The sequence below is a fragment of the Pseudomonas citri genome, assembly GCF_025336485.1.
GTDB classification, from domain to species: Bacteria; Pseudomonadota; Gammaproteobacteria; order Pseudomonadales; family Pseudomonadaceae; genus Aquipseudomonas; species Aquipseudomonas citri.
Window position 1 is genome coordinate 165,773 of sequence record NZ_JAODAB010000003.1, and the last position, 23,830, is coordinate 189,602.

The following is a 23,830-nucleotide window of genomic DNA, read 5'->3' on the forward strand; positions in this document are numbered from 1 at the left end:
ATAAGCCGCCAATGGCTGCGGTCAACAGATGCCCATCCCATTGTCGACCGGATGATCTATACCTTCACCCATGCGCAATCGTTGCTGAAGCCACGTTTGGCAGGCCTGCCTCGGACAGGCGTCGCACCGCAAAAGACGTTGGCCGGTGAAAAACACCGCTGCACAGCGCCGCGCGCACGTAGAATGGCCAACTTTTTCATGCCTGAAAGTAGCGATCATGAACCCGATTACACGCGTTTTTAATGTTCCCACCCAGGCACTCTTCTGCAAACTTTGCCTCTGCCTGTCGCTGCTGGTGGCCCACAACGCCCGGGCTGAGTCGCCAGTGATCGAGCTGCACATCCTCGACGCCCCGCCACTGACATTCGTCAACGATCCCAGGGGGCATGGAATCGTCGGCGATGTCGCCATGGCCGCCATGAACCGGGCCGGGTACACCGCGACGATCCGTGTGCTGCCTTGGGCCAGGGCGCAGAAACACGTCAGCGAAGAACACGACCACCTGATAACACCCTTGTCGCGCATTCCCGGGCGCGAGGAGCGTTTTACCTGGATTGCCTCGATCATGCCCATGGAACGAGCGTTTTTCAGTCTGGATCGGAAAGTCGACAGCTTTGCCCAGGCCAAGGAGACGTACCACAAGATTGGGGTCGGCCTGGGTAGCGCGCAAGAGGAAATCCTGCGCACCGAGGGTTTCAGTGATGAGCAGATCTACACGTTGGCCATCGGCGATAACCCCGCCCAGATGCTCTTGATGGGGCGAATCGATGCGTGGTTCAACGGCGTCCCGGAGAGTCAGTACATCTGGCCGAAAGTGTCCAAGCGCAAGCTGTTGATGAGCCCGGTGGGAAGCAACGCCGACCTGTACCTGGCCTGCTCCAGGCAATGTTCCGGAAAAATGGTCGAGGACTTGCGCAACGCTGTCGAGGCGCTACGCCGGGAAGGCGCGATCAAGCGGATTCATGATGTCTATCTACCGGAGTAGACACCCTGGCGACCCTGATGGAATTGATAGCCGCCTAACGAAAGCCCCGTTCTAGACGCTTCGTCGATGGCTTATATCATTCCGAATGATAGTTACCTTTGCTTCATTCGATTCGTTCCTCCGCATCGCGCCACGCATCATCCGCCCATTCTCATTACATTGGCGGATGCTATCCATGGAATATTCACTTTCAACCCTGCGTTTTCCCCTCGCCCTGATCGCGGTGCTGGTGATGAGCGCCTGTGGCAAGACTCCCGACTCGGCAGCTTCCATGCCGGCCGCCAAAGTCAGTGTGGCCAAGGTACTGGAGCAGCCAGTCAACGAATGGGATGAATTCACCGGTCGCCTGGAAGCCCCCGAAACCGTCGAGATCCGTCCGCGCGTTTCGGGGCAGATTGACGAAGTAGCCTTCACCGAAGGCGCGCTGGTCAAGAAAGGCGACCTGTTGTTCCAGATCGACCCTCGCCCATTCCAGGCGGAAGTGCGTCGTCTCGAAGCCCAACTGGCCCAGGCCCGCGCCACCGCCACCCGCAGCGAGAACGAAGCCCAGCGCGGTGAACGCCTGCGCTTGAGCAATGCGATTTCCGCCGAATTGGCCGACTCGCGCACCACGGCGGCCCAGGAAGCCCGTGCCGCTGTCGCGGCCATCCAGGCGCAACTGGACCTGGCCAGGCTGAACCTGAGCTTCACCCGGGTCACCTCGCCCATCAGCGGTCGTGTCAGCCGCGCGCAGATCACCGCCGGCAACCTGGTGACCGCCGATGTCACGTCGCTGACCAGCGTCGTCTCCACCGACAAGGTCTACGCCTACTTCGACGCCGACGAACGCGTATTCCTCAAGTACACCCAACTCGCCCGCCAGGGCCAGCGCGGCCAGGCCACGCCGGTCTACATGGGCTTGTCCAACGAGGACGGCAATCCGCACCTGGGCCAGATGAACTTCATCGACAACCAGGTCAACCCGCAGACCGGCACCATCCGCGGCCGCGCGGTGTTCGACAACAAGGACGGCGCCTATACCCCCGGCCTGTACGCCCGCCTGAAACTGGTGGGCAGCGGTACGTACTCCGCGGTGCTGATCAACGACGAAGCCGTGGGCACCGACCTGGGCAAGAAATTCGTCCTGGTGATGGACGCCGAGAACAAGCCCGCGTATCGCGCCGTCGAGCTGGGGCCGAAGATCGAAGGCCTGCGTATCGTGCGCAACGGCCTGAGCAAGGACGACACCATCATCGTCAAGGGGCTGCAACGGGCTCGTCCAGGCGCACCGGTTACGCCTGAAACCATACCGATGGCCAGCGACGCGACCCTCGCCGCCCTGGCAGAACAACGCAAAGCACTCGAAGCCAGCAACCTGCCTCAAGTCGCGCCCTCCAAGGCCATCTCCGGTGCGGCCGGCAAACTGGCCGTTGCGACCCCACGCGGTTAAGGGACTGAATCCAAGATGAAATTTTCCCAGTTCTTCATTTCACGGCCGATCTTCGCAGCGGTGCTTTCGCTGCTGATCCTGATCGCCGGCGCCATCTCGCTGTTTCAGCTACCGATCAGCGAATACCCGGAAGTCGTGCCACCGACCGTGGTCGTGCGCGCCAACTTCCCGGGCGCCAACCCCAAGGTCATCGGCGAAACCGTGGCCGCGCCCCTGGAGCAGGCCATCACCGGTGTCGAGAACATGCTGTACATGTCCTCGCAATCCACCGCCGACGGCAAGATCACCCTGACCATCACCTTCGCCCTGGGCACCGACCTGGATAACGCCCAGGTGCAGGTGCAGAACCGTGTCACCCGGACGGAGCCCAAGCTGCCCGAGGAAGTGACCCGGATCGGCATCACGGTGGACAAGGCTTCGCCCGACCTGACCATGGTTGTGCACTTGACCTCGCCGGACAAACGCTACGACATGCTCTATCTGTCCAACTACGCCCTGCTCAACATCAAGGATGAGCTGGCGCGTCTGGGCGGTGTGGGAGACGTGCAACTGTTCGGCATGGGCGACTACTCCCTGCGGGTCTGGCTGGACCCGAACAAGACCGCTTCGCGCAACCTGACCGCCACCGACGTGGTCACCGCGATCCGTGAGCAGAACCGCCAGGTCGCCGCCGGTGCCCTGGGCGCGCCGCCGGCCCCCAATGCCCAGGCTTTCCAGCTGTCGATCAACACCCAGGGTCGCCTGGTGGACGAGGAAGAGTTCGAGAACATCATCATTCGCGCCGGCCAGAACGGCGAGATCACCCGCCTGAAAGACATTGCGCGGGTCGAGCTGGGCTCCAGCCAATACGCCCTCCGCTCGCTGCTGGACAACCAGCCGGCGGTGGCGATCCCGATCTTCCAGCGTCCAGGCTCCAACGCCATCCAGATCTCCAATGATGTCCACGCCAAAATGGACGAATTGAAGAAAAACTTCCCGGCCGGGATGGACTACAGCATCGTCTATGACCCGACGATCTTCGTACGCGGCTCCATTGAGGCGGTGGTCCACACCCTGTTCGAAGCACTGATCCTCGTGGTGCTGGTGGTGATCCTGTTCCTGCAGACCTGGCGCGCCTCGATCATTCCGCTGGTTGCGGTACCTGTCTCGCTGATCGGTACGTTCGCCGTGATGCACCTGTTCGGTTTCTCGCTCAACGCCCTCTCGTTGTTCGGCCTGGTACTGGCCATCGGTATCGTGGTGGACGACGCCATTGTGGTGGTGGAGAACGTCGAGCGTAACATCGGCCTCGGGCTCACCCCCGTGGAAGCCACCAAGCGCGCCATGAGCGAAGTAACCGGCCCGATCATCGCCACCGCACTGGTGCTGTGCGCGGTCTTCGTGCCGGCGGCGTTCATCAGTGGCTTGACCGGGCAGTTCTATAAGCAGTTCGCGTTGACCATTGCCATTTCCACCGTGATCTCGGCATTCAACTCCCTGACCCTGTCGCCGGCCCTGGCCGCGGTATTGCTCAAGAGCCACGACGCGCCCAAGGACCGTTTCTCCAAGGTCCTGGACAAACTCCTCGGTGGCTGGCTGTTCCGTCCGTTCAACCGCTTCTTCGACCGTGCCAGCCACAACTATGTGGGGGCGGTAGGCCGCGTGATCCGCAGCAGCGGCATCGCCCTGTTCGTCTATGCCGGCCTGATGGTGTTGACGTTCTTCGGCTTCTCCAACACCCCGACCGGTTTCGTACCCGGCCAGGACAAACAGTACCTGGTGGCCTTCGCCCAACTGCCGGATGCCGCGAGCCTGGACCGCACCGAAGACGTGATCAAGCGCATGTCCGACCTGGCACTCAAGCAACCGGGCGTTCAGAGCGCGGTGGCGTTCCCGGGCCTGTCGATCAACGGTTTCACCAACAGCCCGAACGCCGGCATCGTGTTCGTGACCCTCAAGCCCTTCGACGAGCGCAAGGACCCGAGCCAGTCGGCCGGTGCCATCGCCGGCGCGTTGAACGGCCAGTTCGCGGGCATCCAGGAAGCCTACATGGCGATTTTCCCACCGCCGCCGGTACAGGGCCTGGGGACGATCGGTGGTTTCCGCCTGCAAATCGAAGACCGCGGCAACCTGGGCTACGACGAGTTGTACAAAGAAACCATGAACGTCATCGCCAAGAGCCGCAGCGTGCCGGAACTAGCCGGCCTGTTCACCAGCTACACCGTGAACGTGCCCCAGGTCGATGCCGCCATCGACCGCGAGAAAGCCAAGACCCACGGCGTGGCCGTCAGCGACATCTTCGACACCCTGCAGATCTACCTGGGTTCGCTGTATGCCAACGACTTCAACCGTTTCAGCCGTACTTACCAGGTCAACGTCCAGGCCGAACAGCAGTTCCGTCTCGAGGCGGACCAGATCGGCCAGCTCAAGGTGCGCAATAACCGTGGCGAGATGATCCCGCTGGCGACCTTCATCAAGGTCAGCGACACCTCCGGGCCTGATCGTGTGATGCACTACAACGGCTTCATCACCGCTGAGATCAACGGTGCCGCCGCACCCGGCTACAGCTCCGGCCAGGCCGAGAAAGCCATCGAGAAACTGCTCAAGGAAGAATTGCCCAACGGCATGACCTACGAGTGGACCGACCTGACGTACCAGCAGATCCTCTCGGGTAACACCGCCTTGTTCGTGTTCCCACTCTGCGTACTGCTGGCGTTCCTGGTGCTCGCGGCGCAATACGAAAGCTGGAGCCTGCCACTGGCGGTGATCCTGATCGTACCGATGACCCTGTTGTCGGCCATCACCGGGGTGATTCTCTCCGGCAGCGACAACAACATCTTCACCCAGATCGGCTTGATCGTACTGGTGGGGCTTGCCTGCAAGAACGCGATTCTGATCGTCGAGTTCGCCAAGGATAAACAGCTGGAAGGCCTGAGCCCGCTGGCGGCGGTGCTGGAAGCGTGCCGACTGCGTCTGCGGCCGATCCTGATGACCTCCGTGGCCTTCATCATGGGCGTAGTGCCCCTGGTGTTCTCCAGCGGCGCCGGTGCGGAAATGCGCCATGCCATGGGTGTCGCGGTGTTCTCCGGGATGCTCGGCGTGACCTTCTTCGGCCTGCTGCTGACCCCGGTGTTCTACGTACTGATCCGTAACTTCGTCGAGCGCAGCGAGGCCCGCAAAGCGGCCCGGGCCTTGAAACTGGAGGCGCAACAATGAGTTTGAAAGCGTTCGTGCCGAGCTTGCTGGTGCTGGCCTTGAGTGCTTGCGCCGTGGGCCCGGACTACAAGGCACCGCAAACGGAGGCGGCGAACATCACCACCGCCACCGACGGCGCCGCCGGCCAGAAGAACTTCGACCGGGCCCGCTTCGAAGGCGTCTGGTGGCAGCAGTTCGACGACCCGACCCTCAACGCACTGGTCACCCGTTCCCTGGACGGCAACCGTGAATTGCGCGTCGCCTTCGCCCGCTTGCGGGCGGCCCGGGCGATTCGCGATGACGCCAGCAATGACGTCATGCCGACCATCACCAGTCGCGCCAGCAGCAACCTGGGCAAAAGCCAGATTCCCGGGCAGACCACCGACCGGGTCAACACCGAGCGCTACGACCTGGGCCTGGACATGGCCTGGGAGGTGGACCTGTTCGGCCGCATCCGGCGCAACCTGGAAGCCACCGACGCCGATCAGCAGGCGGCCGAAGCCGACCTCTACCAATTGCAGGTGACGATGATCGCCGAACTGGTGGATGCCTACGGTCAACTGCGCGGCGCCCAACTGCGGGAAAAGATCGCCCTGGCGAACCTTCAGAACCAGCAGGACTCGCGCAAGATCACCGAAAGCCTGCGCGATGCCGGTGTTGGCGATCAGCTCGACGTGGTGCGCGCCGATGCCCGCCTGGCGGCGGTGGAAGCCAGCGTCCCGCAATTGCAGGCCGAGCAGGTGCGCCAGCGCAACCGCATCGCCACCTTGCTGGGCGAGCGCCCGGACAAACTGAGCGTGGACCTGAGTCCCAAGCAGTTGCCAGCGATTGCCAAGGCGCTGCCGATCGGCGATCCGGGTGAACTGCTGCAACGTCGCCCGGACATTCTCAGTGCCGAACGCCAGTTGGCCGCCGCCACGGCACGCATCGGCGTGGCCAAGGCCGACCTGTTCCCGCGCGTCAGCCTCAGCGGTTTCCTTGGTTTCACCGCCGGACGGGGTTCGCAGATCGGCTCCTCGGCGGCCAACGCCTGGGCGCTGGGCCCGAGCATCACCTGGGCCGCCTTCGACCTGGGCAGCGTACGGGCCCGCCTGCGCGGCGCGAATGCCGAGGCGGACGGTGCCCTGGCGACCTATGAACAGCAAGTGTTGCTGGCCCTGGAAGAATCGGAAAATGCCTTCAGCGACTACGGCAAGCGCCAGCAGCGCCTGATCTCGCTGATCCGCCAGAGCGAATCGAGCCGCGCCGCCGCTGACCTGGCCGAGATTCGCTACCGCGAAGGCACCGTGGACTTCCTGGTGCTGCTCGACGCCCAGCGTGAACGCCTGGCCGCCGAAGACGCCCAGGCCCAGGCCGAAGTGGACCTGTACCGTGGCATCGTCGCGATCTACAAGGCCCTCGGCGGTGGCTGGCAGCCGGAAACCGTCGCCAGCAACTGACCCACCCTTCCCAACCGCGTTCCTTTGGTTGGCGCAACCAACCAATTGTTTGCCCCGCGCCCCATTGGACGCGGGGCTTTTTTGTCTGCGGTGCAGTCAGAACACTACTTTCTCCTGTGGCGAGGGATTAGGCTTAAGCGTTTTGGGGTCAAGGTACGATCGTTCCCGCAGGAGCGGCGTGAAATGTTCACAAGGTTTGACTCAGGCGCCCGCCTGGCCGAAGCTTGCGACAACTCACGCTTCTGGTTATGGATTACCTGCATGCCCTCGTCTCGCCGCTATCTGCTGCTCAGCCTGTTCGTCCTGTTGGTGCTCGGTCTTGTCGCGGTATGGCTGCGCAGCACGACCCCGCAGATTCCCGAGGCGATCAAGCGCGGCTACAGCGAAGCCCTGGAGCAGGCACGCAACGGCCAGCCTGGTGCGGCACGGATGCTTTACCAACAACTGGGGCGTCCGGACCTGTCGCCCAAGCGCCGTGTGTGGCTGCACGCCGAACTGCCCAACTACCCAAGCCCGCAGGCCCTGAAACTGGCAGATGCCGACCTGCACAGCGCATCGCCGGACGTGCGTCGAGCCGCCATTGGCAGCATCGTCGGGCTGGTGCCGACAGGCCAGCGCAGCCTGCTGTTGGGACCGCTGCTCGATGACGATGACCAGACGGTACGCTTCGCCGCCGTGAATGCATTGCTGGGCTTGTCCCCCGATGACCTGGGCTTGTACTTCGGGGCGATGCAACTGGCGATCGACACCTGGGAGCAGGTGCTCGAAGACAGCCCGCCAAGCGCCGACATCTTCTACCAGCTCGCCCGCCTGCACCTGCACAACGCCGAGCTGAAAAAAGCCCAGCAGGCATTGGATCAGGCGCTGCGCCTGCAACCGGGCAACTTGCCGGCGCTGGTGATGCAGATCGAAGTACTGGATAAACAGGGCCAGGGCGACGCCGCACGACAATTACTCGCCCGCCAATTGCAAACCCAGCCAGACTCGGCTTATCTGCAACATGCCCTGGGGATGTGGTTGTTGCAGCATGGCCAGGGTGAATATGCGGTGCTCGGTCTGGCCAAGGCCGTGGAGCTGGAGCCGCAAAACCGGCATTACCGCTATGACCTGGCGACCACCCTGCATGCCGAACAGGAACTGGAGGCGGCACAAAGACAGCTGGAAGAAATCGTCCAGCGCTACCCGGCCGACCGCAAGGCAAGGGTGACCCTGATCAACTACTGGAAGGAGACCGGACAGTTGCAGAATGTACAGATCCTGCTGGCCAAGCTCGAACAACTCAACCCCGACGACCCGGTGCTGCAACAGGGCCTGTAGGCGCCCGCCCATGTCGGATGCGCGACGCAGGACGTGCATCGGCGCGCGTTTTGGCAACGCAGGCGGAACCGTCGCCGCCGCCAGGGGTCAAGGTGTTCAGGCAGTTGTTTTTTCAGGCGCGTACAGCAGCCTGCTGCCCACTTCCCCCGTCACAAGAGGGCTATTTTTGTCTACGTCTAATGAGTTGATCAGTGCAAAAGCCGCCACTGGTGTCGAAGGGCTGGACGATATCCTTTGCGGTGGCCTGTCCCGCGGACATGTGTTCCTGCTCGAAGGCGAACCCGGGACCGGCAAGACCACGGTCGCGTTGCAGTTCCTGCTGGCCGGCGCCCAGGCCGGCGAGCGTTCGTTGTACATCACGCTCTCGGAAACCGAGCGCGAGCTACGCCAGGGGGCGGCGTCCCACGGCTGGACGCTCGATGACTATGTGCACATCTTCGAACTGACCCCGCCCGATAGCCTGCTCAATGTCGAACACCAGCAGAGCCTTTTGTATTCCTCGGACCTGGAATTGGGAGAAGCGACCCGGCAGATCTTCGAGGTGGTCGAGCGCGTCAGGCCGACCCGCGTGGTGCTCGACAGCCTGTCCGAGATCCGCCTGCTCGCCCAGAGTTCGCTGCGTTATCGCCGCCAGATCCTCGCCATCAAGCATTACTTCGTGCGTTATGACGCCACCGTCCTGCTGCTGGACGACTTGACCAGCGAGTCCCTGGACAAGACCGTGCACAGCGTCGCCCATGGCGTGATCCGCCTGGAAGAACTGACCCCCGACTACGGCGCCGAGCGGCGGCGCGTGCGGGTGATCAAATACCGCGGGCAGAAGTATCGCGGCGGCTTCCACGATTTCACCATCATGGCCGACGGCGTACATGTATTTCCGCGCCTGGTGGCCGCCGAGCACCGCGGTGCGTACTTGCGCCAGCAGTTATCCAGTGGCCTCGCCGGCATGGACGCCCTGCTGGGCGGCGGCATCGAGACCGGCTCCAGCACGCTGATCCTCGGGCCGGCGGGCACCGGCAAGTCGCTGGTCGCGATGCTGTTCGCCGCGGCCGCGGTGTCCCGTGGCGAGAAGGCCGCATTGTTCATTTTCGATGAAGAGTTGGGCCTGCTGTTCGAGCGCATGAAAAACATGGGCATAGACCTGCCAGCGCTGCAAGAGACCGGCAACTTGTGGATCGAACAGGTGGACGCTGCCGAGCTGTCTCCCGGCGAGTTCTCCCATCGCGTGCGCCGCTGCGTCGACGAAGGCGACATCAAGACCGTGGTGATTGATAGCATCAACGGTTACCAGGCCGCCATGCCGGAAGAAAATTCGCTGGTGCTGCACATGCACGAGCTGCTGCTCTACCTCAACCGCAAGGGTGCGGCGACCTTCATGACCGTCGCCCAACATGGCCTGGTCGGCGACATGAAGGCCCCGGTGGATATCACCTACCTGGCCGACACGGTGGTGCTGCTGCGTTACTTCGAAGCGCTGGGCAAGGTTCGCCGGGCGATCTCGATCATCAAGAAACGCACCGGCAGCCATGAATCGACGATTCGCGAATACCGCATCAGCGGCCAGGGCCTCACCATCGGCGAGCCGCTGGACGCGTTCCAGGGTGTGTTGCGTGGCGTACCGACCTACTTGGGAGAGAGCAACCCGCTGCTCGAGGAAGCGTCGCAGTGACCATGAGCGAGTCCCGCTCCGAGCGGGCGCTGATCCTCGCACCGCTGGGACGGGATAGCCAGATCGCGCTGATGATACTGGAAGAAGCCGGCTTCCCCGGCTTGATCTGTCAGCACCTGGGACACCTGTGCGACGAGCTGGAACAAGGTGCCGGCCTGCTGGTGATTGCTTCCGAAGCCCTGTTGGGGCCGGGCCTGGAGGTCCTGCTCCAGCTGATCGAACAACAGCCGGCCTGGTCCGACCTGCCCATTGTCCTGCTGACTCACCACGGCGGCCCCGAGCAGACCCCGGAGGCTCGCCTGGGGGCGCAACTGGGCAACGTCACGTTCCTGGAACGTCCCTTTCACCCGGTGACCCTGGTCAGCCTGGTGACCACCGCCCTGCGTGGACGCCGCCGGCAATACGAAGCCCGGGATCGCCTGATTGACCTCAGTAACAGCGAACAGCGCCTGCAAACCATCCTCGAGACACTCGAGCAACAGGTGCAGGAGCGCACCGCCCAATTGCGCCACAACGAAGAGGCCTTGCGCCAATCGCAGAAAATGGAAGCGGTCGGCCAGCTTACCGGCGGCATTGCCCATGACTTCAACAACATGCTCACCGGGATCATTGGCAGCCTCGAATTGTTACGCCGGCGCCTGGCCCGGGGCCGTACCGAAGACCTGGACAGCCTGATCGACCTGGGCGTGACCTCGGCGAACCGTGCCGCCGGGCTGACCCACCGCTTGCTGGCCTTTTCCCGCCGGCAGTCGCTGGACTCCAAGGCCGTGCAGATGAACACCCTGGTGTTGTCCATGGGCGAGCTGTTGCAGCGCAGTCTCAACGAAAGTATCCGCCTGGACATGCAACTGGACGATCAGCTGTGGATCGCCGAAGCCGACCCCAACCAACTGGAAAGCGCCCTGCTCAACCTGGTGCTCAATGCCCGGGACGCAATGCCGGACGGCGGCACGTTGGTGATACGCACCTCCAATCAACACCTGGATGCCGACTTTACCGACGCCTACAGCAACCTGAAGCCCGGTGACTATGTGGCCTTGAGTGTGCAGGACACCGGTTGCGGCATGCCGGAGGCCATCGTCCACCGCGCGTTCGACCCGTTTTTCACCACCAAGCCGATTGGCCAGGGCACCGGCCTGGGTCTGTCGATGATCTACGGCTTCAGCAAGCAATCCCACGGCCATGTGACCATGGACAGCGAAGTCAACCGCGGCACCACCGTCAACCTGTACCTGCCGCGTTTCATCGGCGAGCCCGTGAGCGAACCGGTGATCGACACCCAGCACATGCCACATGCGCAAGCGGGCGAGACGGTATTGATTGTCGAAGACGATCCGGCGGTGCGGGTGCTGGTCAGCACGGTACTGGGCGAGCTGGGCTATGCCTTCCTCGAAGCGGGCGACGCCGATGGCGCACTGCCGATCCTCCAGTCGAAGCGACGCATCGACCTGATGGTCAGCGACGTAGGGCTGCCGGGCATGAACGGTCGGCAATTGGCGGAAATCGGCCGGCAGCTGCGCCCCGATCTGCGGGTCCTGTTCATCACCGGTTATGCCGAGCACGCCGCGGTTCGCGGCGGCTTCCTTGACCCGGGCATGCAGATGATCACCAAGCCGTTCACGTTCGAACTGTTGACGGCCAAGGTGCGGGAGATGATCAGGACGTAGGCTTTGCAGGAGTACCTACGACAGCATCGACTGCATGATGCCCTGGAGTTCATCCAGATCGAACGGTTTGTCCAGGATCGGCGCCTTGCGCGTGATGGGGCTGTCGGTCTCGCGCACTTCCTGGGCATAGCCGCTGATGAAGATGACCTTGAGGTCCGGACGCAACCTGACCGCAGGTTCGGCGATCTGCACCCCGGAAATGCCTCCCGGCAGTCGGAAATCGGTGATCATCATGTCCAGATGAGGCTTGCTCGCCAGGATCTCGAAAGCTTGTTCACCGTTCTCCGCCTGCAGTACCCGATACCCCTCACCTGACAAGTAGGCCGACAATACCATCAGGATCGATGGATCATCCTCGACGATCAGTACAACATCTTGCGCATCTTCACTCATGAGAAGCCTTTGTTCGATCAATAGCTGCTGATACGACCGTGGGGTCACTCAGAGGTTGCGTCAGTTCGACGGTTTTGTGAATCGCTGTTTTCTGAAAAGGCAGGCAAACACAAAACAGTGCCCCTTCGTTCAGCCGGCTGTCGACCGTGATGGTCCCGCCATGGGCGGTCACGATCTGCTCGGAGATGAACAAACCCAGGCCCAATCCGGACGTGGCGGCTTTGGACGATACCCGCTCGAACTGCTGGAAGATACGCTTCTGGTTTTCTTCGCTGATACCGATGCCCCGGTCCTGGACCTCGATGCAGGCATGCTCGGGCGTCTTGTAGATCCGCACGTCGATGGGGCCCTTGCCGCCATAGCGCAGGGCGTTGGTCAGCAGGTTCGACACCACCTGCTCGATCCGGAACTCATCCCAGAGCCCTTCAACCGAAGGATCGGCGGTGTAGGTCACGCTGCATTCGGCGGCGGTGATCTGCGGCTGGAAATTACGCAACAGGTTGGCCACCAAGGCCGTCAGGTTGAAGCGGCTCGGACGGATGGACAGCTTGCCGGTGCGGATCCGCGAGACATCCAGCATGTCCTCGATCAGCCGGATCAGGCTCTTGATCTGCCGCTCGTCGCGCTCGACCATCGCCCGCACCTTGTCCATGCTGAAGGCGGCGGCGTTATCCCGGGCCAAGTGCATCTTGCGCAATTGCGTCTCCAGGATCAGCCCATTGAGCGGAGTACGGACCTCGTGGGCAACAACGGACATGAAGTCATCGCGCATCCGCACGGCCTGCTCCAGCTCGCTGCGAGTGGCCTCCAACTGCTGCAACAAGACCTGCTGTTCGCGACGACTGCGCTCAAGGGCCACCACTTGCTCCTTGACCGCCTTGCGCTGGCGATAGAGTTCGACGAAGACGCTGACCTTGCTCTTGACCGCATGGTTGTCCAACGGCTTCTGCAGGAAATCCACTGCGCCGTTTTCATAACCGGTGAAGGCGTAATTGCGCTCGCGACCTGCCGCGCTGACAAAAATGATCGGGACGCTGCGGGTCTTTTCCGTACCACGCATCAGCTCGGCCAGCTCGAACCCGTTCATGTCCGGCATCTGCACGTCGATGATGGCCAGGGCAAAATCGTGTTGCAGCAACAGCGACAACGCGTCGTCTGCCGACAAGGCAGAGAAGACTTCGCGGTCGTCACCCATGATCAACGCCTCCAGGGCCAACAGATTTTCCGGCAGATCATCGACGATCAGCAGTTTGACTCGACTGTCCTTTGGCATTGGGTTCATTCCAGCCCGGCCAGCAACTGGCCGATCTCTTGCAGAGTGAGGATATGGTCGGGCTGGTGCAACGCCAGCGCCGCTTCGGGCATGGTCGCCACCTGGGCTTCGCGGGGGTCCTGGACCACGGTAATACCGCCCTGCGCCCTGACCTTGGCCAGGCCTTGGGCGCCGTCACCGTTGGCACCGGTCAGCACCACCGCCAGCAGGTTGGGCCCGTAGACATCGACGGCCGACTCGAATAGCACATCGATGGAGGGTCGCGAATGGTGCACCGGTTCTTCCAGGCTCAACGACAGGCTCCGGTCGGCCTCGACCGACAAATGATAGCCGGGTGTCGCAACGTACAAGGTGCCCGGGCAAATGTCCTGCTTGTCCCGGGCTTCTTCCACCGGCATGGCGAGACGGCGCCCGAAGACCTCGGCCATCTGGCTGTTACGCTCGTCAGGCAAATGCAGCACCACCAGGACCGGCAAGCCAAAGCCCCTGGGCAGTTGTCCGAAAACCTTGAGCAAGGCTTCAACGCCACCGGCAGAGGCGCCCACGACAATGGCCTCGATTCGCGACGCAGGTTCGTCAGTCGTCTGGTTCATAGCTTGCGGTAGATCCGTTCCTGTTTGACCAACGGCTCGAATTGCTTGCCATAGGCCGAGAAATCCAAGGTTTCCTTGCTGCCCAGGACCAGGAAACCCCGGTGGCAAAGGGACTCGTGGAACAATCCGAATGCTCGGTCCTGTAGATTTTTATTGAAATAAATCACCACGTTACGACAGGAGATTAACTGGGTTTCTGAAAAGACGCTGTCGGTCGCAAGACTGTGATCGGCAAAGGTCACGTTTTCACACAAGGTCTTGTCGAACATCGCGTAATCGTAGGCGGCGGTGTAGTAATCGGCAAACGACCGCCGCCCTCCGGCCTGCTGGTAATTTTGAGTGTAGGCCCGCACGCTTTCGAGGGAAAAAATGCCCTGCTTGGCTTTCTCCAGCGAACGCGGGTTGATGTCAGTGGCATAGATGAGCGTACGGTCGAGCAGGCCTTCTTCGCGTAACAGAATGGCCATGGAATAGACCTCTTCCCCGGTACTGCATCCGGCGATCCAGATCTTGAGCGAGGGGTAGGTCTTGAGCAGCGGCACCACTTCCTCGCGAATCGCCAGGAAATGCGACGGGTCGCGGAACATTTCGCTGACAGGAATCGTCAGCAGCTGCAGCAATTGCATGAACGCGCCGGGATCGTGCAGCACGCGCTCTTGCAGGGCCGAGATGGTCTTGCATTCGAACTGGGCCAGTGCATGTTCGACCCGGCGCTTGATGGAAGCACCGGAGTAATCCCGAAAGTCGTAGCTGTACTTGAGGTAAATCGCTTCGATCAACAAACGAAGTTCAATGTCGGTATAACGTTCCACTAAATTCTTTCCATATTCGGCAACCACACGCGAATCAGCGAAAACAGACGATCCAGGTCGATCGGCTTGGCCAGGTAATCGTTGGAGCCCGCCGCCAGGCAGCGCTCCTGGTCATCCTTCATGGCCTTGGCCGTCACCGCGATGATGGGCAACTTGCGCCAGCGCGGGTCTTTACGGATCTGCGTCGTGGCTTCGAAACCGTCCATTTCCGGCATCATCACGTCCATCAGCACCAGGTCGATGTCGTCCATTTCATTGAGGCGGTCGATGGCTTCATAGCCGTTGCGGCCAATGACCACGATCGCGCCTTTCGCCTCCAGGGCACTGGTCAGGGCGAAGATGTTGCGCACATCGTCGTCCACCAACAGCACCTTGCGCCCCTCGAAAACCTTGTCGCGGCTGCGGGCGGTCTTGAGCATCCGCTGCCGTTCATGGGACAACCGCGACTCGACTTTGTGCAGAAAAAGTGTGACTTCGTCCAACAGGCGCTCTGGCGAACGGGCGCCCTTGATGATGATCGAGCGCGAATACTTGCGCAGCTCGGCTTCTTCATCGCGGGTCAGGTTGCGCCCGGTGTAGATGATCACCGGCGGGAACGAACAGATTTCCTCGTTGGACATGCGCTTGAGCAGGTCATTGCCGAGCATGTCCGGTAGCTTGAGGTCGATGATCATGCAGTCGTAGACATTCGTCTGCAGTAATTCCAGCGCCTGCTGGGCCAGGCCAACGGCGGTGATCTCGATATCATCATCGCCGATCAGTCGGGTAATGCTGTCGCGTTGCAAGTCATCGTCTTCCACCAGCAGCACCCGCTTGACCTTCTGGGTCAGCTTGGCTTCCAGCCGGGCGAACACATCCTTGAGCTCCTCGCGGGTGGTCGGCTTGACCGCGTAACCGATGGCCCCCATGTGCAACGCCGCCTCGGCGCGGTCCTCGACGGAAATCACATGCACCGGGATATGCCGGGTTTCGGGCTGTTCCTTGAGCCGTTGCAGCACGGTCAGTCCGGAATGGTCCGGCAGGCGCATGTCCAGCAGGATCGCGTCGGGGCTCAGTAACATCGCCAGGTCAAAACCTTCGTCGGCGCCATGGGCCACCAGGCAGCGGTAACCCAGTTCATGGGCCAGGTCGAAAAGAATCCGGGCGAACTCCGCTTCATCTTCGATCACCAGGATGCAGCGATTACTGAACGGCGCCTCGTCCCGGTCATCGGCAAACCGCGCAACCGGGATATCCACCTCGGCGGCCAGGGACGCCGGCGCAGGCTTGGGCGTCACCGGGGCCGGCGTGGTCTCAGTCGGAATGAACGTCATCGGCTCCGCGGGACGCTCCCCGGGCTCGACATAGCGCTCCGGCAACACCAGCGTAAACACACTGCCCTGTCCGGGCTCGCTGGAAACCGAAATCGAACCGCCGAGCAACGTCGCCAGGTCGCGTGAAATCGACAGCCCCAGTCCGGTGCCTCCGTAGCGGCGGTTGGTGGTGCCGTCGGCCTGGCGGAAGGCCTCGAAGATGCTTTGCTGCTGATCGGCGGCAATGCCAATCCCCGAATCGCTGATCATGAAGGCGACGCCCGAGCCCGGCTGGCCGGCCACCGACAACCGGACAGTGCCGTGCTCGGTGAACTTCACGGCGTTGGACAACAGGTTCTTGATCACCTGCTCCAGCCGCTGGCGATCGGTATAGAGCGTGGATGGCGCATCGGGTAGCAGCTGCGTCTCGAAACCCAGGCCCTTTTCGGCCGCCAGTGGCATGAACAGGTCCCGCAGTCCATCCACCAGGCGCGGCACGCTGGTACTTTCCGGACGCACTTCCAACTTGCCGGCCTCGACCTTGGAGATGTCGAGGATGTCATTGATCAGGTTCAACAGATCATTACCGGCGCTATAGATCGACTCGGCGAACTTGACCTGTTCCTCGTTGAGGTTGTTCTGCGGGTTTTCCGCCAGCAGCTTGGACAGGATCAGCGAACTGTTGAGCGGCGTGCGCAGTTCATGGGACATGTTGGCGAGGAATTCGGACTTGTACTTGCTCGAACGCTGCAACTCTTCGGCGCGCTCCTGCAACTGGACCTGGGCCAGGTTCAGCTCGCTGTTCTTGCGGTCGACGGCGTCACGTTGCTGCGCCAACTGCTCGTTGGTCTGTTCCAGTTCCAGTTGCTGGGTTTCCAGGTGAACCTGGGACTCCTTGAGGATGCGCGACTGTTCTTCCAGCTCTTCGTTGGCGGTCTTGAGCTCTTCCTGCTGGACTTGCAGCTCTTCGTTCAACTGCTGGGTTTGCGCCAATACTTCCTGCAAGCGCTGACGATAGCGGGCGGCCTCGATGGAGACGCCGATATTTCCGGCGATTCGCTCCAGTAGCTCGATGTCGCGCTCGGTCAGTGGCCGCAGGAAACCCAACTCGATGACACCGTTGACCCGGTCGTCGTCGCGGATGGGCACCACCACCACACTGTTGGGCAGGCCCTGGCCCAACCCGGAGCTGACTTTCAGGTAGTCGTCGGGGACGTCATCCAGGCGGATCAGCCGGCCTTGCTGCGCCGCCTGGCCAGCGATGCCTTCACCGTCGACGATCACCTGCTGTTGTTCGTCGTCCTCCCGGGACAAGCCGTAGGTGGCGACACGCTTGAGCGCTCCGTTTTCTTCGCGCACATAAATCGCCGCGACAACGACGTCCAGGTATTGCGCGCAAAACTGCAGGATGTTGCGTCCCAATACGTTCAAGGACAACTGTCCCAGGACTTGTTCAGCCAGCAGCGTCTGGCCATTGCGCAACCACGCCTGCTTCTCCAGGTGCAAGGCGCTCTGCTGCTGGATTTTAAGGTTGGCGCTGTAGCTCTTGGACAGGTGCAACAAATCCCGGCGACCGACATAGGCCAGCAACCCGCTGATCGCGGCGACAAACAGCAGGTACAACGCAATGCTCCAGATCGTCGTGTTGCGCACTTCCTCGTTGCGGGCCGCGTGCAAATGCTGCTCGGTCTCGACGATGTCTTCGAAGGTCTTGCGGATTTCATCGGTCAGGCGCTTGCCACGCCCTGCTTTCACTACGCTCCGGTAATCACCCGTGCTGCGTTGCAGGTCGATCATGCCCTGGGCGTAGTTGGCCCACTCCGTCTGGAGCGCTTGGATCTTGTGCAGGCGATCCGTCTGGACAGGATTGTCGGCTGTCAATTCCAGCAATGTATCCAGCGCAACGGCGATCCGCGGCTTGGCGACCTCGTAGGGGTCGAGGAAATGCTCGTCACCAGTCAAAAGGAAGCCGCGCATGCCGGTTTCCAGGTCTACGCTCAACTTGAGCGCTTCGTTGGCATTATTGATCACCCTGTCGGTATGCCCGACCCATTGAATCACCGACAACAGATACGTGATCAGGATGATGAAAAACACCGCGCTGAGCGCCCCCATACCCAGCGGCAGGGCAATGTTGCGGCTCAGGAGTTTGCGGAAACTGTGCTCGTCAACCGAAGACGAAGGAGTCATGGATAGGGCCTTGGTGAACAGTTGAAATCCGTGGAGTGTGCCCGAAAAACGTCGGTTGGATCCACATTTCTGACAAGGCGGCGGCGTCAATCCGACGGAACTCTGCCCTACGGTGAGGAAGCGACTTATCCTTGTCAGCTCTTGTACTATAGATCCTTTCTTGTACAAGCCCGGGAACTTGTGCGAGCTCGCGACTTACTCATGTATAAGGCTGTTTTTCCCCCTTCCCGAACCACCTGCGAGTATGCCGACTATGCCCACCCCCGCTTCAGCCACTCCACCCACCATTCTGGTAGTCGAGGATGACGACATCGTACGGATGTTGATCGTCGATGTGCTGGAGGAGCTGGAATACCAAGTGTTGGAGGCGAATGGTTGTGAGCAGGCACTGACGTACCTGCGCGACGAAGAACAACCCATTGCCTTGATGATGACGGATGTCGGCCTGCCGGTGATGGACGGTCGCGAGCTGGCCAGGCAGGCGCGCCTGGCACGCCCGGCGCTGGCCGTCCTGTTTGCCAGTGGCTATGCCGAAAGCATCGACGTCCCGGATGGCATGGAAGTGATTGGCAAACCCTTTTCCATCGATCAATTGCGCGACAAGGTCCGCAGCATTCTTTCTTGAGCCGGGACGTATTCTTGGTCACTATCGGCGCCCCGCGCGTCGACCGCGCCTGATTCGCCCCAAGGAAGTGCCCGCCCATGCGTCATCCCACCGCCACCAAGGTCCTGGTCATCGGCTATGTCTGGCCCGAGCCACGCTCATCGGCTGCCGGCGGGCACGTCATGCAGCTGCTGGAAGCTTTTCTCGGACAAGGCTGGGACATCACCTTCAGCAGCCCGGCGCGTCCCGGGGAAACCCGCGCCGACCTGGTCGCCCTGGGCATCCACGAGGTGCCGATCGAACTCAATAACAGCAGTTTCGATGCATTTATCCAGGAACTGGCCCCGGATATCGTGCTGTTCGACCAGTTCATGATGGAAGAGCAATTCGGTTGGCGGGTCGAAAAGCACTGTCCCGATGCGCTGCGCGTACTGGAAACCTCTGACCTGCAAAGCCTGCGCCACGCCCGGCACCAGCGCTTGAAGGAACGCCTGAAGGCCGACGATGGGTCCGAGGATTTCACCGACTTCTTCAGCCCTGGGCTGGACGTGGAATTCCAGTGGATGGCCGACACCGACCTGGCCAAGCGGGAAGTCGCCGCGCTGTACCGTTGCGACCTGAACCTGATGGTCTCCGAGGTTGAAATCGAACTGTTGGTGGAGCACTTCAACGTACCGCGCAACCTGCTGCTCTGGTGTCCGCTGATGCTCGATCTGCCGAGCGAACCTTTCGTCCCTTTCGAAGACCGGGTGCATTTCCTGAGCATTGGCAACTTTCGCCATGCACCGAACTGGGACGCCGTGCTCTGGATGAAAAATGCCGTTTGGCCGCTGATCCGCCGGCAGTTGCCGGAGGCGCAATTGCACCTGTACGGCGCCTACACCCCACCCAAGGCCGCCGCGCTGCACAATCGCGCCCAAGGCTTTCACATCATGAACTGGGCCGAGGATGCCTTGCAGGTCATGTCGGCGGCACGCATCTGCCTGGCCCCGCTGCGCTTCGGCGCCGGGATCAAGGGCAAGCTGATCGACGCGATGCTCTGCGGCACGCCGAGCGTGACCACGCCCATCGGTGCCGAAGCCATGGACGCCGGCATGCCCTGGCCCGGCGCCATTGCACAGAGCGCCGAAGGCCTGGCTAGCGCGGCGGTGCAGTTGTACAGCGACCCGACGTGCTGGACCCAGGCCCGGGACGCCGGCCTCGCCCTGGCCCACCGATACCGCCGGGAACTGCATGGCCCGGCGCTGATCGAGCGCATCGAGGCCTGCCGCGCGAACCTGGCGCAACGACGCCGGGACAATTTCACCGGTAGCATGCTGCGTCATCACCAGCACAAAAGCACCCAGTACATGGCCCAGTGGATCGAAGAAAAAAACCGCAACGTCCAGGTTGATCCGGGGTGACACCTGCCTGACGAAGGGGGCATTATCCAGCGGCGATAACAACAAAAAAGGCGTCAGCATGACCCGAACAGCCAGAGTCACCGACCCTTCCTACGAGCTGATGGACGACCATAACGGGCTGTCCATCATCTATCGCCAGCACGGTTTCCCCTGCCCCCTGGTGCGCTGGCACTTCCACAAGGAATACGAGCTGCACCTGATCACCGCCAGTTCCGGCAAGGTGTTCATTGGTGATTACATTGGCAACTTCTGTCCGCAATCATTGTTCCTCACCGGCCCCAACCTGCCCCATAACTGGATCAGCCAGGTGAGCGAGGATGAAGTGGTGCCCAAGCGCGACATGCTGGTGAACTTCACCGACGAGTTGTTCGAGAGCGGCCATCAGGTGTTTGCCGAGCTCAAGACAGTCGGCCCCTTGCTCGAACGCGCCCGGCATGGCATCGAGTTTCGCTGCAAGCGCACCATCCGCCAGGCCATGATCCTGATGCAGCGCATCGCCGACTCCCAGGGCATGAGCCGTCTTGGGTACTTCTTCATCCTGATGGAGCTTTTGGCGGCCACCGATGACTATCAACTGCTGTCCGGGGCCACTGCTCCGCAAATGGCCGACGAACACAGCATCGACCGCACCAACCGCGCGGTGGACTATATCTTTGCCCACTACGCCCGGGAATTGCCCCTGGAAGAAGTCGCTGAACACTTAGGGATGAAACCCACCTACTTCAGCCGGGTATTCAAGCAAGCCACCGGTCGCTGTTTCATCGAATTCGTCAATCGCCTGCGCATCAGCAAATCCTGCGAACTGCTGGCCGATGGCGACAAGCCCGTGACGGACGTGTGTTTCGAATCCGGTTTCAACAACATTTCCAACTTCAACCGCCGCTTCCAACAACTCAAGGGCATGACCCCCTCGCATTACCGGCGGCTGGCGGTGCAACGGTTGACCGAACAGAACCTGGGCTGAAAACCCTTGCAGGCTCCCTCCTTGCCACAGAAGGGGGTCTCAGCCGCAAGAACCAAATCCAGTGCAAAAAAGTATCAGCCAAAGTGCGACGGATGATTTGTCTCGCCGCCCATTGAAGGCTGTAATCAGCGCACATTCTTCCTCTCATCCGGAAGACACAAAAACAATAACTGTCCTTCTGTTGCCAATGGCGCAGAAAAGGAGTGCGCGATGCAACCTTCGGTAAAAGCTCTGCTTGTCTCTACTTGCATGACCTTCAGCGGCGTCAGTCTCGGCGCACAGACCCTCACGATCGCCACCGTCAACAACAGCGACATGATCCGCATGCAGAAACTCTCGAAAACCTTCGAGAGCGAGCATCCGGACATCAAGCTGAACTGGGTGGTGCTCGAAGAAAACGTCCTGCGCCAACGCTTGACCACCGACATCGCCACCCAGGGCGGGCAGTTCGACGTATTGACCATCGGCATGTACGAAGCCGCACTCTGGGGGGCCAAGGGCTGGCTGGAGCCGATGAAGGACCTGCCGGCCAGTTATGCCCTCGACGACATCTTTCCGTCGGTACGCGAAGGCCTGTCCGTGAAGGGCTCGCTCTACGCGCTGCCGTTCTATGCCGAAAGTTCGATGACCTATTACCGCACCGACCTGTTCAAGGACGCCGGCCTGACCATGCCGGAACGACCGACCTGGGAACAGATCGGCGAATTCGCCGCCAAGCTCAGCAAGCCCGAGCAGGAGCAGTACGGCATCTGCCTGCGAGGCAAGGCCGGTTGGGGCGAGAACATGGCCTTGATTACCACCCTGGCCAACGCCTACGGCGCGCGCTGGTTCGATGAGCAATGGAAACCGCAGTTCAGCGGCCCCGAGTGGAAAAACGCGCTGAGTTTCTACGTCGATACCATGAAGAAATCCGGCCCACCCGGGGCGTCGAGCAACGGCTTCAACGAGAACCTGGCGCTGTTCAACAGTGGCAAGTGCGCCATCTGGGTGGATGCCAGCGTTGCCGGCTCGTTCGTCACCGACAAGAGCCAAAGCAAGGTCAGCGACCACGTAGGCTTCACCTACGCGCCAACCCAGGTCACCGACAAAGGCTCGGCATGGTTGTATTCGTGGGCGCTGGCGATCCCGACCAGTTCCAAGGCCAAGGAAGCGGCGAAGACCTTCAGCACCTGGGCCACCTCCAAGGAATACGCCGCCCTGGTCGCCGAGAAAGATGGCATCGCCAACGTACCGCCGGGCACGCGGGCCTCGACCTACAGCGAGGCCTACATGAAGGCCGCACCGTTCGCCAAGGTGACCCTGGAGTCGCTCAAGGCCGCCGACCCGAGCAAGCCGACCCTCAAGCCGGTGCCCTACATCGGTATCCAACTGGTGACCATTCCTGAATTCCAGGCCGTGGGCACCCAGGTTGGCAAGCTGTTCTCCGCCGCCCTGATCGGCCAGTCCAGCGTCGACCAGGCCCTGACCGCCGCCCAACAGACCACCGAACGCGAGATGAAGCGCGCCGGGTATCCCAAGTAAAGGCTGGCAGACATCCATTCGTGGCGAGGGAGCTTGCTCCCGCTGGTGGGAGAAGCCCGCCCTGGCAATCAAAAGGATTGTCTATCGGCATAGGACAGCTACGCGGTCCAGCGGGAGCAAGCCCCCTCGCCACAGGGAATGCGTCGCATAAGAGTAAGCACTCATGAATAGTTCAACGACCGCCGCCAAGGCACCTATCGAGCTGACCCAACCGGTTCGCAAGATTCGCCTGGCCAACCCCGGCTGGTTCCTGGTCAGCCCTTCGGTAGCCTTGTTGCTGCTGTGGATGATCGTACCGCTGGGCATGACCGTCTATTTTTCGATGATCCGCTACAACCTGCTCTACCCCGGCGAAAACGAATTCGTGGGGTTGGAGAACTTCACTTATTTCCTGACCGACTCCGGGTTCATGCCCGGGGCCACCAACACCCTGCTGCTGGTGGGCAGTGTGTTGCTGATCAGTATCGTGTTCGGCGTGCTGATCAGCGCACTGCTGGAGGCCAGTGAGTTTTTTGGCCGCGGCCTTGTCCGGGTGCTGTTGATCTCGCCGTTCTTCATCATGCCGACGGTGGGGGCGCTGATCTGGAAAAACCTGATTTTCCACCCGGTCTCGGGAATCCTCGCGGCGGTGTGGAAGCTGTTCGGTGCGCAACCGGTGGACTGGCTGGCCCATTACCCGCTGCTGTCGATCATCGTCATCGTGAGCTGGCAATGGCTGCCCTTCGCGATCCTGATCCTGATGACGGCCATGCAGTCCCTCGACCAGGAACAGAAAGAAGCGGCGCGCCTGGACGGTGCCGGCCCCGTCGCGATTTTCTGGCACCTGACCTTGCCGCACCTGGCCCGGCCGATTGCCGTGGTGGTGATGATCGAAACGATTTTCCTGTTGTCGGTGTTCGCCGAGATCTTCACCACCACCAACGGTGGCCCCGGCTATGCCTCGACCAACCTCGCCTACCTGATCTACAACCAGGCGCTGGTGCAGTTCGACGTCGGCATGGCGTCGGCCGGTGGCTTGATCGCCGTGGTCATTGCCAACATCGCCGCCATCATCCTGGTCCGGATGATTGGCAAAAACCTCACCGACAAGCCCTGAGGTCGCCAC

17 protein-coding genes are annotated in these 23,830 nt (G+C 61.5%); 12 read left to right on the plus strand and 5 right to left on the minus strand.

The features are described from left to right. Window positions 1–217 precede the first annotated feature (217 nt). From N4Q37_RS04810 to N4Q37_RS04840, 7 genes are all read left to right on the plus strand, one after another. Window positions 218–985: a substrate-binding periplasmic protein gene (locus N4Q37_RS04810; protein WP_260955755.1), complete on the plus strand. Its 768-nt coding sequence runs from the start codon at window positions 218–220 to the stop codon at window positions 983–985. Between the two features lie 175 nt (window positions 986–1,160). Then, on the plus strand, window positions 1,161–2,414 hold the full coding sequence (mexE, locus tag N4Q37_RS04815; RefSeq protein ID WP_260955756.1) for a multidrug efflux RND transporter periplasmic adaptor subunit MexE: 1,254 nt from the start codon (window positions 1,161–1,163) through the stop codon (window positions 2,412–2,414). Window positions 2,415–2,429: 15 nt separating this feature from the next. Continuing rightward, the gene (locus tag N4Q37_RS04820) at window positions 2,430–5,609 is read left to right on the plus strand and encodes an efflux RND transporter permease subunit (protein WP_260955757.1); all 3,180 of its coding nucleotides are present in this window, start codon (window positions 2,430–2,432) and stop codon (window positions 5,607–5,609) included. Continuing rightward, window positions 5,606–7,027: an efflux transporter outer membrane subunit gene (locus N4Q37_RS04825; RefSeq protein WP_260955758.1), complete on the plus strand. Its 1,422-nt coding sequence runs from the start codon at window positions 5,606–5,608 to the stop codon at window positions 7,025–7,027. The genes N4Q37_RS04820 and N4Q37_RS04825 overlap by 4 nt, the downstream gene beginning before the upstream one ends. 261 nt (window positions 7,028–7,288) lie before the next feature. Continuing rightward, window positions 7,289–8,344: a tetratricopeptide repeat protein gene (locus tag N4Q37_RS04830; RefSeq protein ID WP_260955914.1), complete on the plus strand. Its 1,056-nt coding sequence runs from the start codon at window positions 7,289–7,291 to the stop codon at window positions 8,342–8,344. 166 nt (window positions 8,345–8,510) lie between these two features. Next, the gene (locus tag N4Q37_RS04835) at window positions 8,511–10,013 is read left to right on the plus strand and encodes an ATPase domain-containing protein (RefSeq protein WP_260955759.1); all 1,503 of its coding nucleotides are present in this window, start codon (window positions 8,511–8,513) and stop codon (window positions 10,011–10,013) included. Window positions 10,014–10,015: 2 nt separating this feature from the next. Then, window positions 10,016–11,680 (plus strand): response regulator, encoded by a 1,665-nt coding sequence (locus tag N4Q37_RS04840; protein WP_390897892.1) that lies wholly within the window; start codon window positions 10,016–10,018, stop codon window positions 11,678–11,680. Between the two features lie 15 nt (window positions 11,681–11,695). Here N4Q37_RS04840 and N4Q37_RS04845 read toward each other — a convergent pair whose 3' ends face one another. The 5 genes from N4Q37_RS04845 to N4Q37_RS04865 are packed head-to-tail and all read right to left on the minus strand — an operon-like array spanning window position 11,696 to window position 18,233. After that, window positions 11,696–12,073, minus strand: a complete 378-nt coding sequence (locus tag N4Q37_RS04845; protein ID WP_260955761.1) for a response regulator — start codon at window positions 12,071–12,073, stop codon at window positions 11,696–11,698. After that, complete coding sequence (locus N4Q37_RS04850) at window positions 12,066–13,346, minus strand: hybrid sensor histidine kinase/response regulator (protein ID WP_260955762.1); 1,281 nt, start codon at window positions 13,344–13,346, stop codon at window positions 12,066–12,068. Before N4Q37_RS04850 ends, N4Q37_RS04845 begins: the two co-directional genes overlap by 8 nt. Before the next feature lie 5 nt (window positions 13,347–13,351). Further along, a complete protein-coding gene (locus N4Q37_RS04855) occupies window positions 13,352–13,939 on the minus strand; it encodes a chemotaxis protein CheB (RefSeq protein ID WP_260955763.1) in 588 nt (195 codons plus the stop codon). Next, window positions 13,936–14,751, minus strand: coding sequence for a CheR family methyltransferase (locus N4Q37_RS04860; RefSeq protein WP_260955764.1), 816 nt, complete (start codon window positions 14,749–14,751; stop codon window positions 13,936–13,938). The genes N4Q37_RS04855 and N4Q37_RS04860 overlap by 4 nt, the downstream gene beginning before the upstream one ends. Then, the gene (locus N4Q37_RS04865; protein WP_260955765.1) at window positions 14,751–18,233 is read right to left on the minus strand and encodes a response regulator; all 3,483 of its coding nucleotides are present in this window, start codon (window positions 18,231–18,233) and stop codon (window positions 14,751–14,753) included. The genes N4Q37_RS04860 and N4Q37_RS04865 overlap by 1 nt, the downstream gene beginning before the upstream one ends. Before the next feature lie 244 nt (window positions 18,234–18,477). Here N4Q37_RS04865 and N4Q37_RS04870 point away from each other — a divergent pair, with 244 nt between their 5' ends. From N4Q37_RS04870 to N4Q37_RS04890, 5 genes are all read left to right on the plus strand, one after another. After that, window positions 18,478–18,858, plus strand: a complete 381-nt coding sequence (locus tag N4Q37_RS04870) for a response regulator (RefSeq protein WP_390897893.1) — start codon at window positions 18,478–18,480, stop codon at window positions 18,856–18,858. Between the two features lie 77 nt (window positions 18,859–18,935). Continuing rightward, window positions 18,936–20,240, plus strand: a complete 1,305-nt coding sequence (locus N4Q37_RS04875; protein ID WP_260955767.1) for a glycosyltransferase — start codon at window positions 18,936–18,938, stop codon at window positions 20,238–20,240. A 58-nt stretch (window positions 20,241–20,298) separates the two neighbouring features. Further along, window positions 20,299–21,204 (plus strand): AraC family transcriptional regulator, encoded by a 906-nt coding sequence (locus N4Q37_RS04880; protein ID WP_260955768.1) that lies wholly within the window; start codon window positions 20,299–20,301, stop codon window positions 21,202–21,204. A gap of 210 nt (window positions 21,205–21,414) precedes the next feature. Continuing rightward, entirely contained in the window at window positions 21,415–22,725 is a 1,311-nt protein-coding gene (locus N4Q37_RS04885) for an ABC transporter substrate-binding protein (protein ID WP_260955769.1), read from the plus strand. A 163-nt stretch (window positions 22,726–22,888) separates the two neighbouring features. Further along, window positions 22,889–23,821 (plus strand): carbohydrate ABC transporter permease, encoded by a 933-nt coding sequence (locus N4Q37_RS04890; RefSeq protein ID WP_260955770.1) that lies wholly within the window; start codon window positions 22,889–22,891, stop codon window positions 23,819–23,821. Window positions 23,822–23,830 lie beyond the last annotated feature (9 nt).

Bases quoted from the DNA above. Each gene is read 5' to 3' on its own strand.
- N4Q37_RS04875 (WP_260955767.1), top strand. From the start codon at position 18,936: ATGCGTCATCCCACCGCCACCAAGGTCCTGGTCATCGGCTATGTCTGG.
- N4Q37_RS04880 (WP_260955768.1), top strand. From the start codon at position 20,299: ATGACCCGAACAGCCAGAGTCACCGACCCTTCCTACGAGCTGATGGAC.
- mexE (WP_260955756.1), top strand. From the start codon at position 1,161: ATGGAATATTCACTTTCAACCCTGCGTTTTCCCCTCGCCCTGATCGCG.
- N4Q37_RS04885 (WP_260955769.1), top strand. From the start codon at position 21,415: ATGCAACCTTCGGTAAAAGCTCTGCTTGTCTCTACTTGCATGACCTTC.
- N4Q37_RS04820 (WP_260955757.1), top strand. From the start codon at position 2,430: ATGAAATTTTCCCAGTTCTTCATTTCACGGCCGATCTTCGCAGCGGTG.
- N4Q37_RS04870 (WP_390897893.1), top strand. From the start codon at position 18,478: ATGCCGACTATGCCCACCCCCGCTTCAGCCACTCCACCCACCATTCTG.
- N4Q37_RS04830 (WP_260955914.1), top strand. From the start codon at position 7,289: ATGCCCTCGTCTCGCCGCTATCTGCTGCTCAGCCTGTTCGTCCTGTTG.
- N4Q37_RS04890 (WP_260955770.1), top strand. From the start codon at position 22,889: ATGAATAGTTCAACGACCGCCGCCAAGGCACCTATCGAGCTGACCCAA.
- N4Q37_RS04845 (WP_260955761.1), bottom strand. From the start codon at position 12,073: ATGAGTGAAGATGCGCAAGATGTTGTACTGATCGTCGAGGATGATCCA.
- N4Q37_RS04855 (WP_260955763.1), bottom strand. From the start codon at position 13,939: ATGAACCAGACGACTGACGAACCTGCGTCGCGAATCGAGGCCATTGTC.
- N4Q37_RS04810 (WP_260955755.1), top strand. From the start codon at position 218: ATGAACCCGATTACACGCGTTTTTAATGTTCCCACCCAGGCACTCTTC.
- N4Q37_RS04825 (WP_260955758.1), top strand. From the start codon at position 5,606: ATGAGTTTGAAAGCGTTCGTGCCGAGCTTGCTGGTGCTGGCCTTGAGT.
- N4Q37_RS04850 (WP_260955762.1), bottom strand. From the start codon at position 13,346: ATGCCAAAGGACAGTCGAGTCAAACTGCTGATCGTCGATGATCTGCCG.
- N4Q37_RS04865 (WP_260955765.1), bottom strand. From the start codon at position 18,233: ATGACTCCTTCGTCTTCGGTTGACGAGCACAGTTTCCGCAAACTCCTG.
- N4Q37_RS04840 (WP_390897892.1), top strand. From the start codon at position 10,016: ATGAGCGAGTCCCGCTCCGAGCGGGCGCTGATCCTCGCACCGCTGGGA.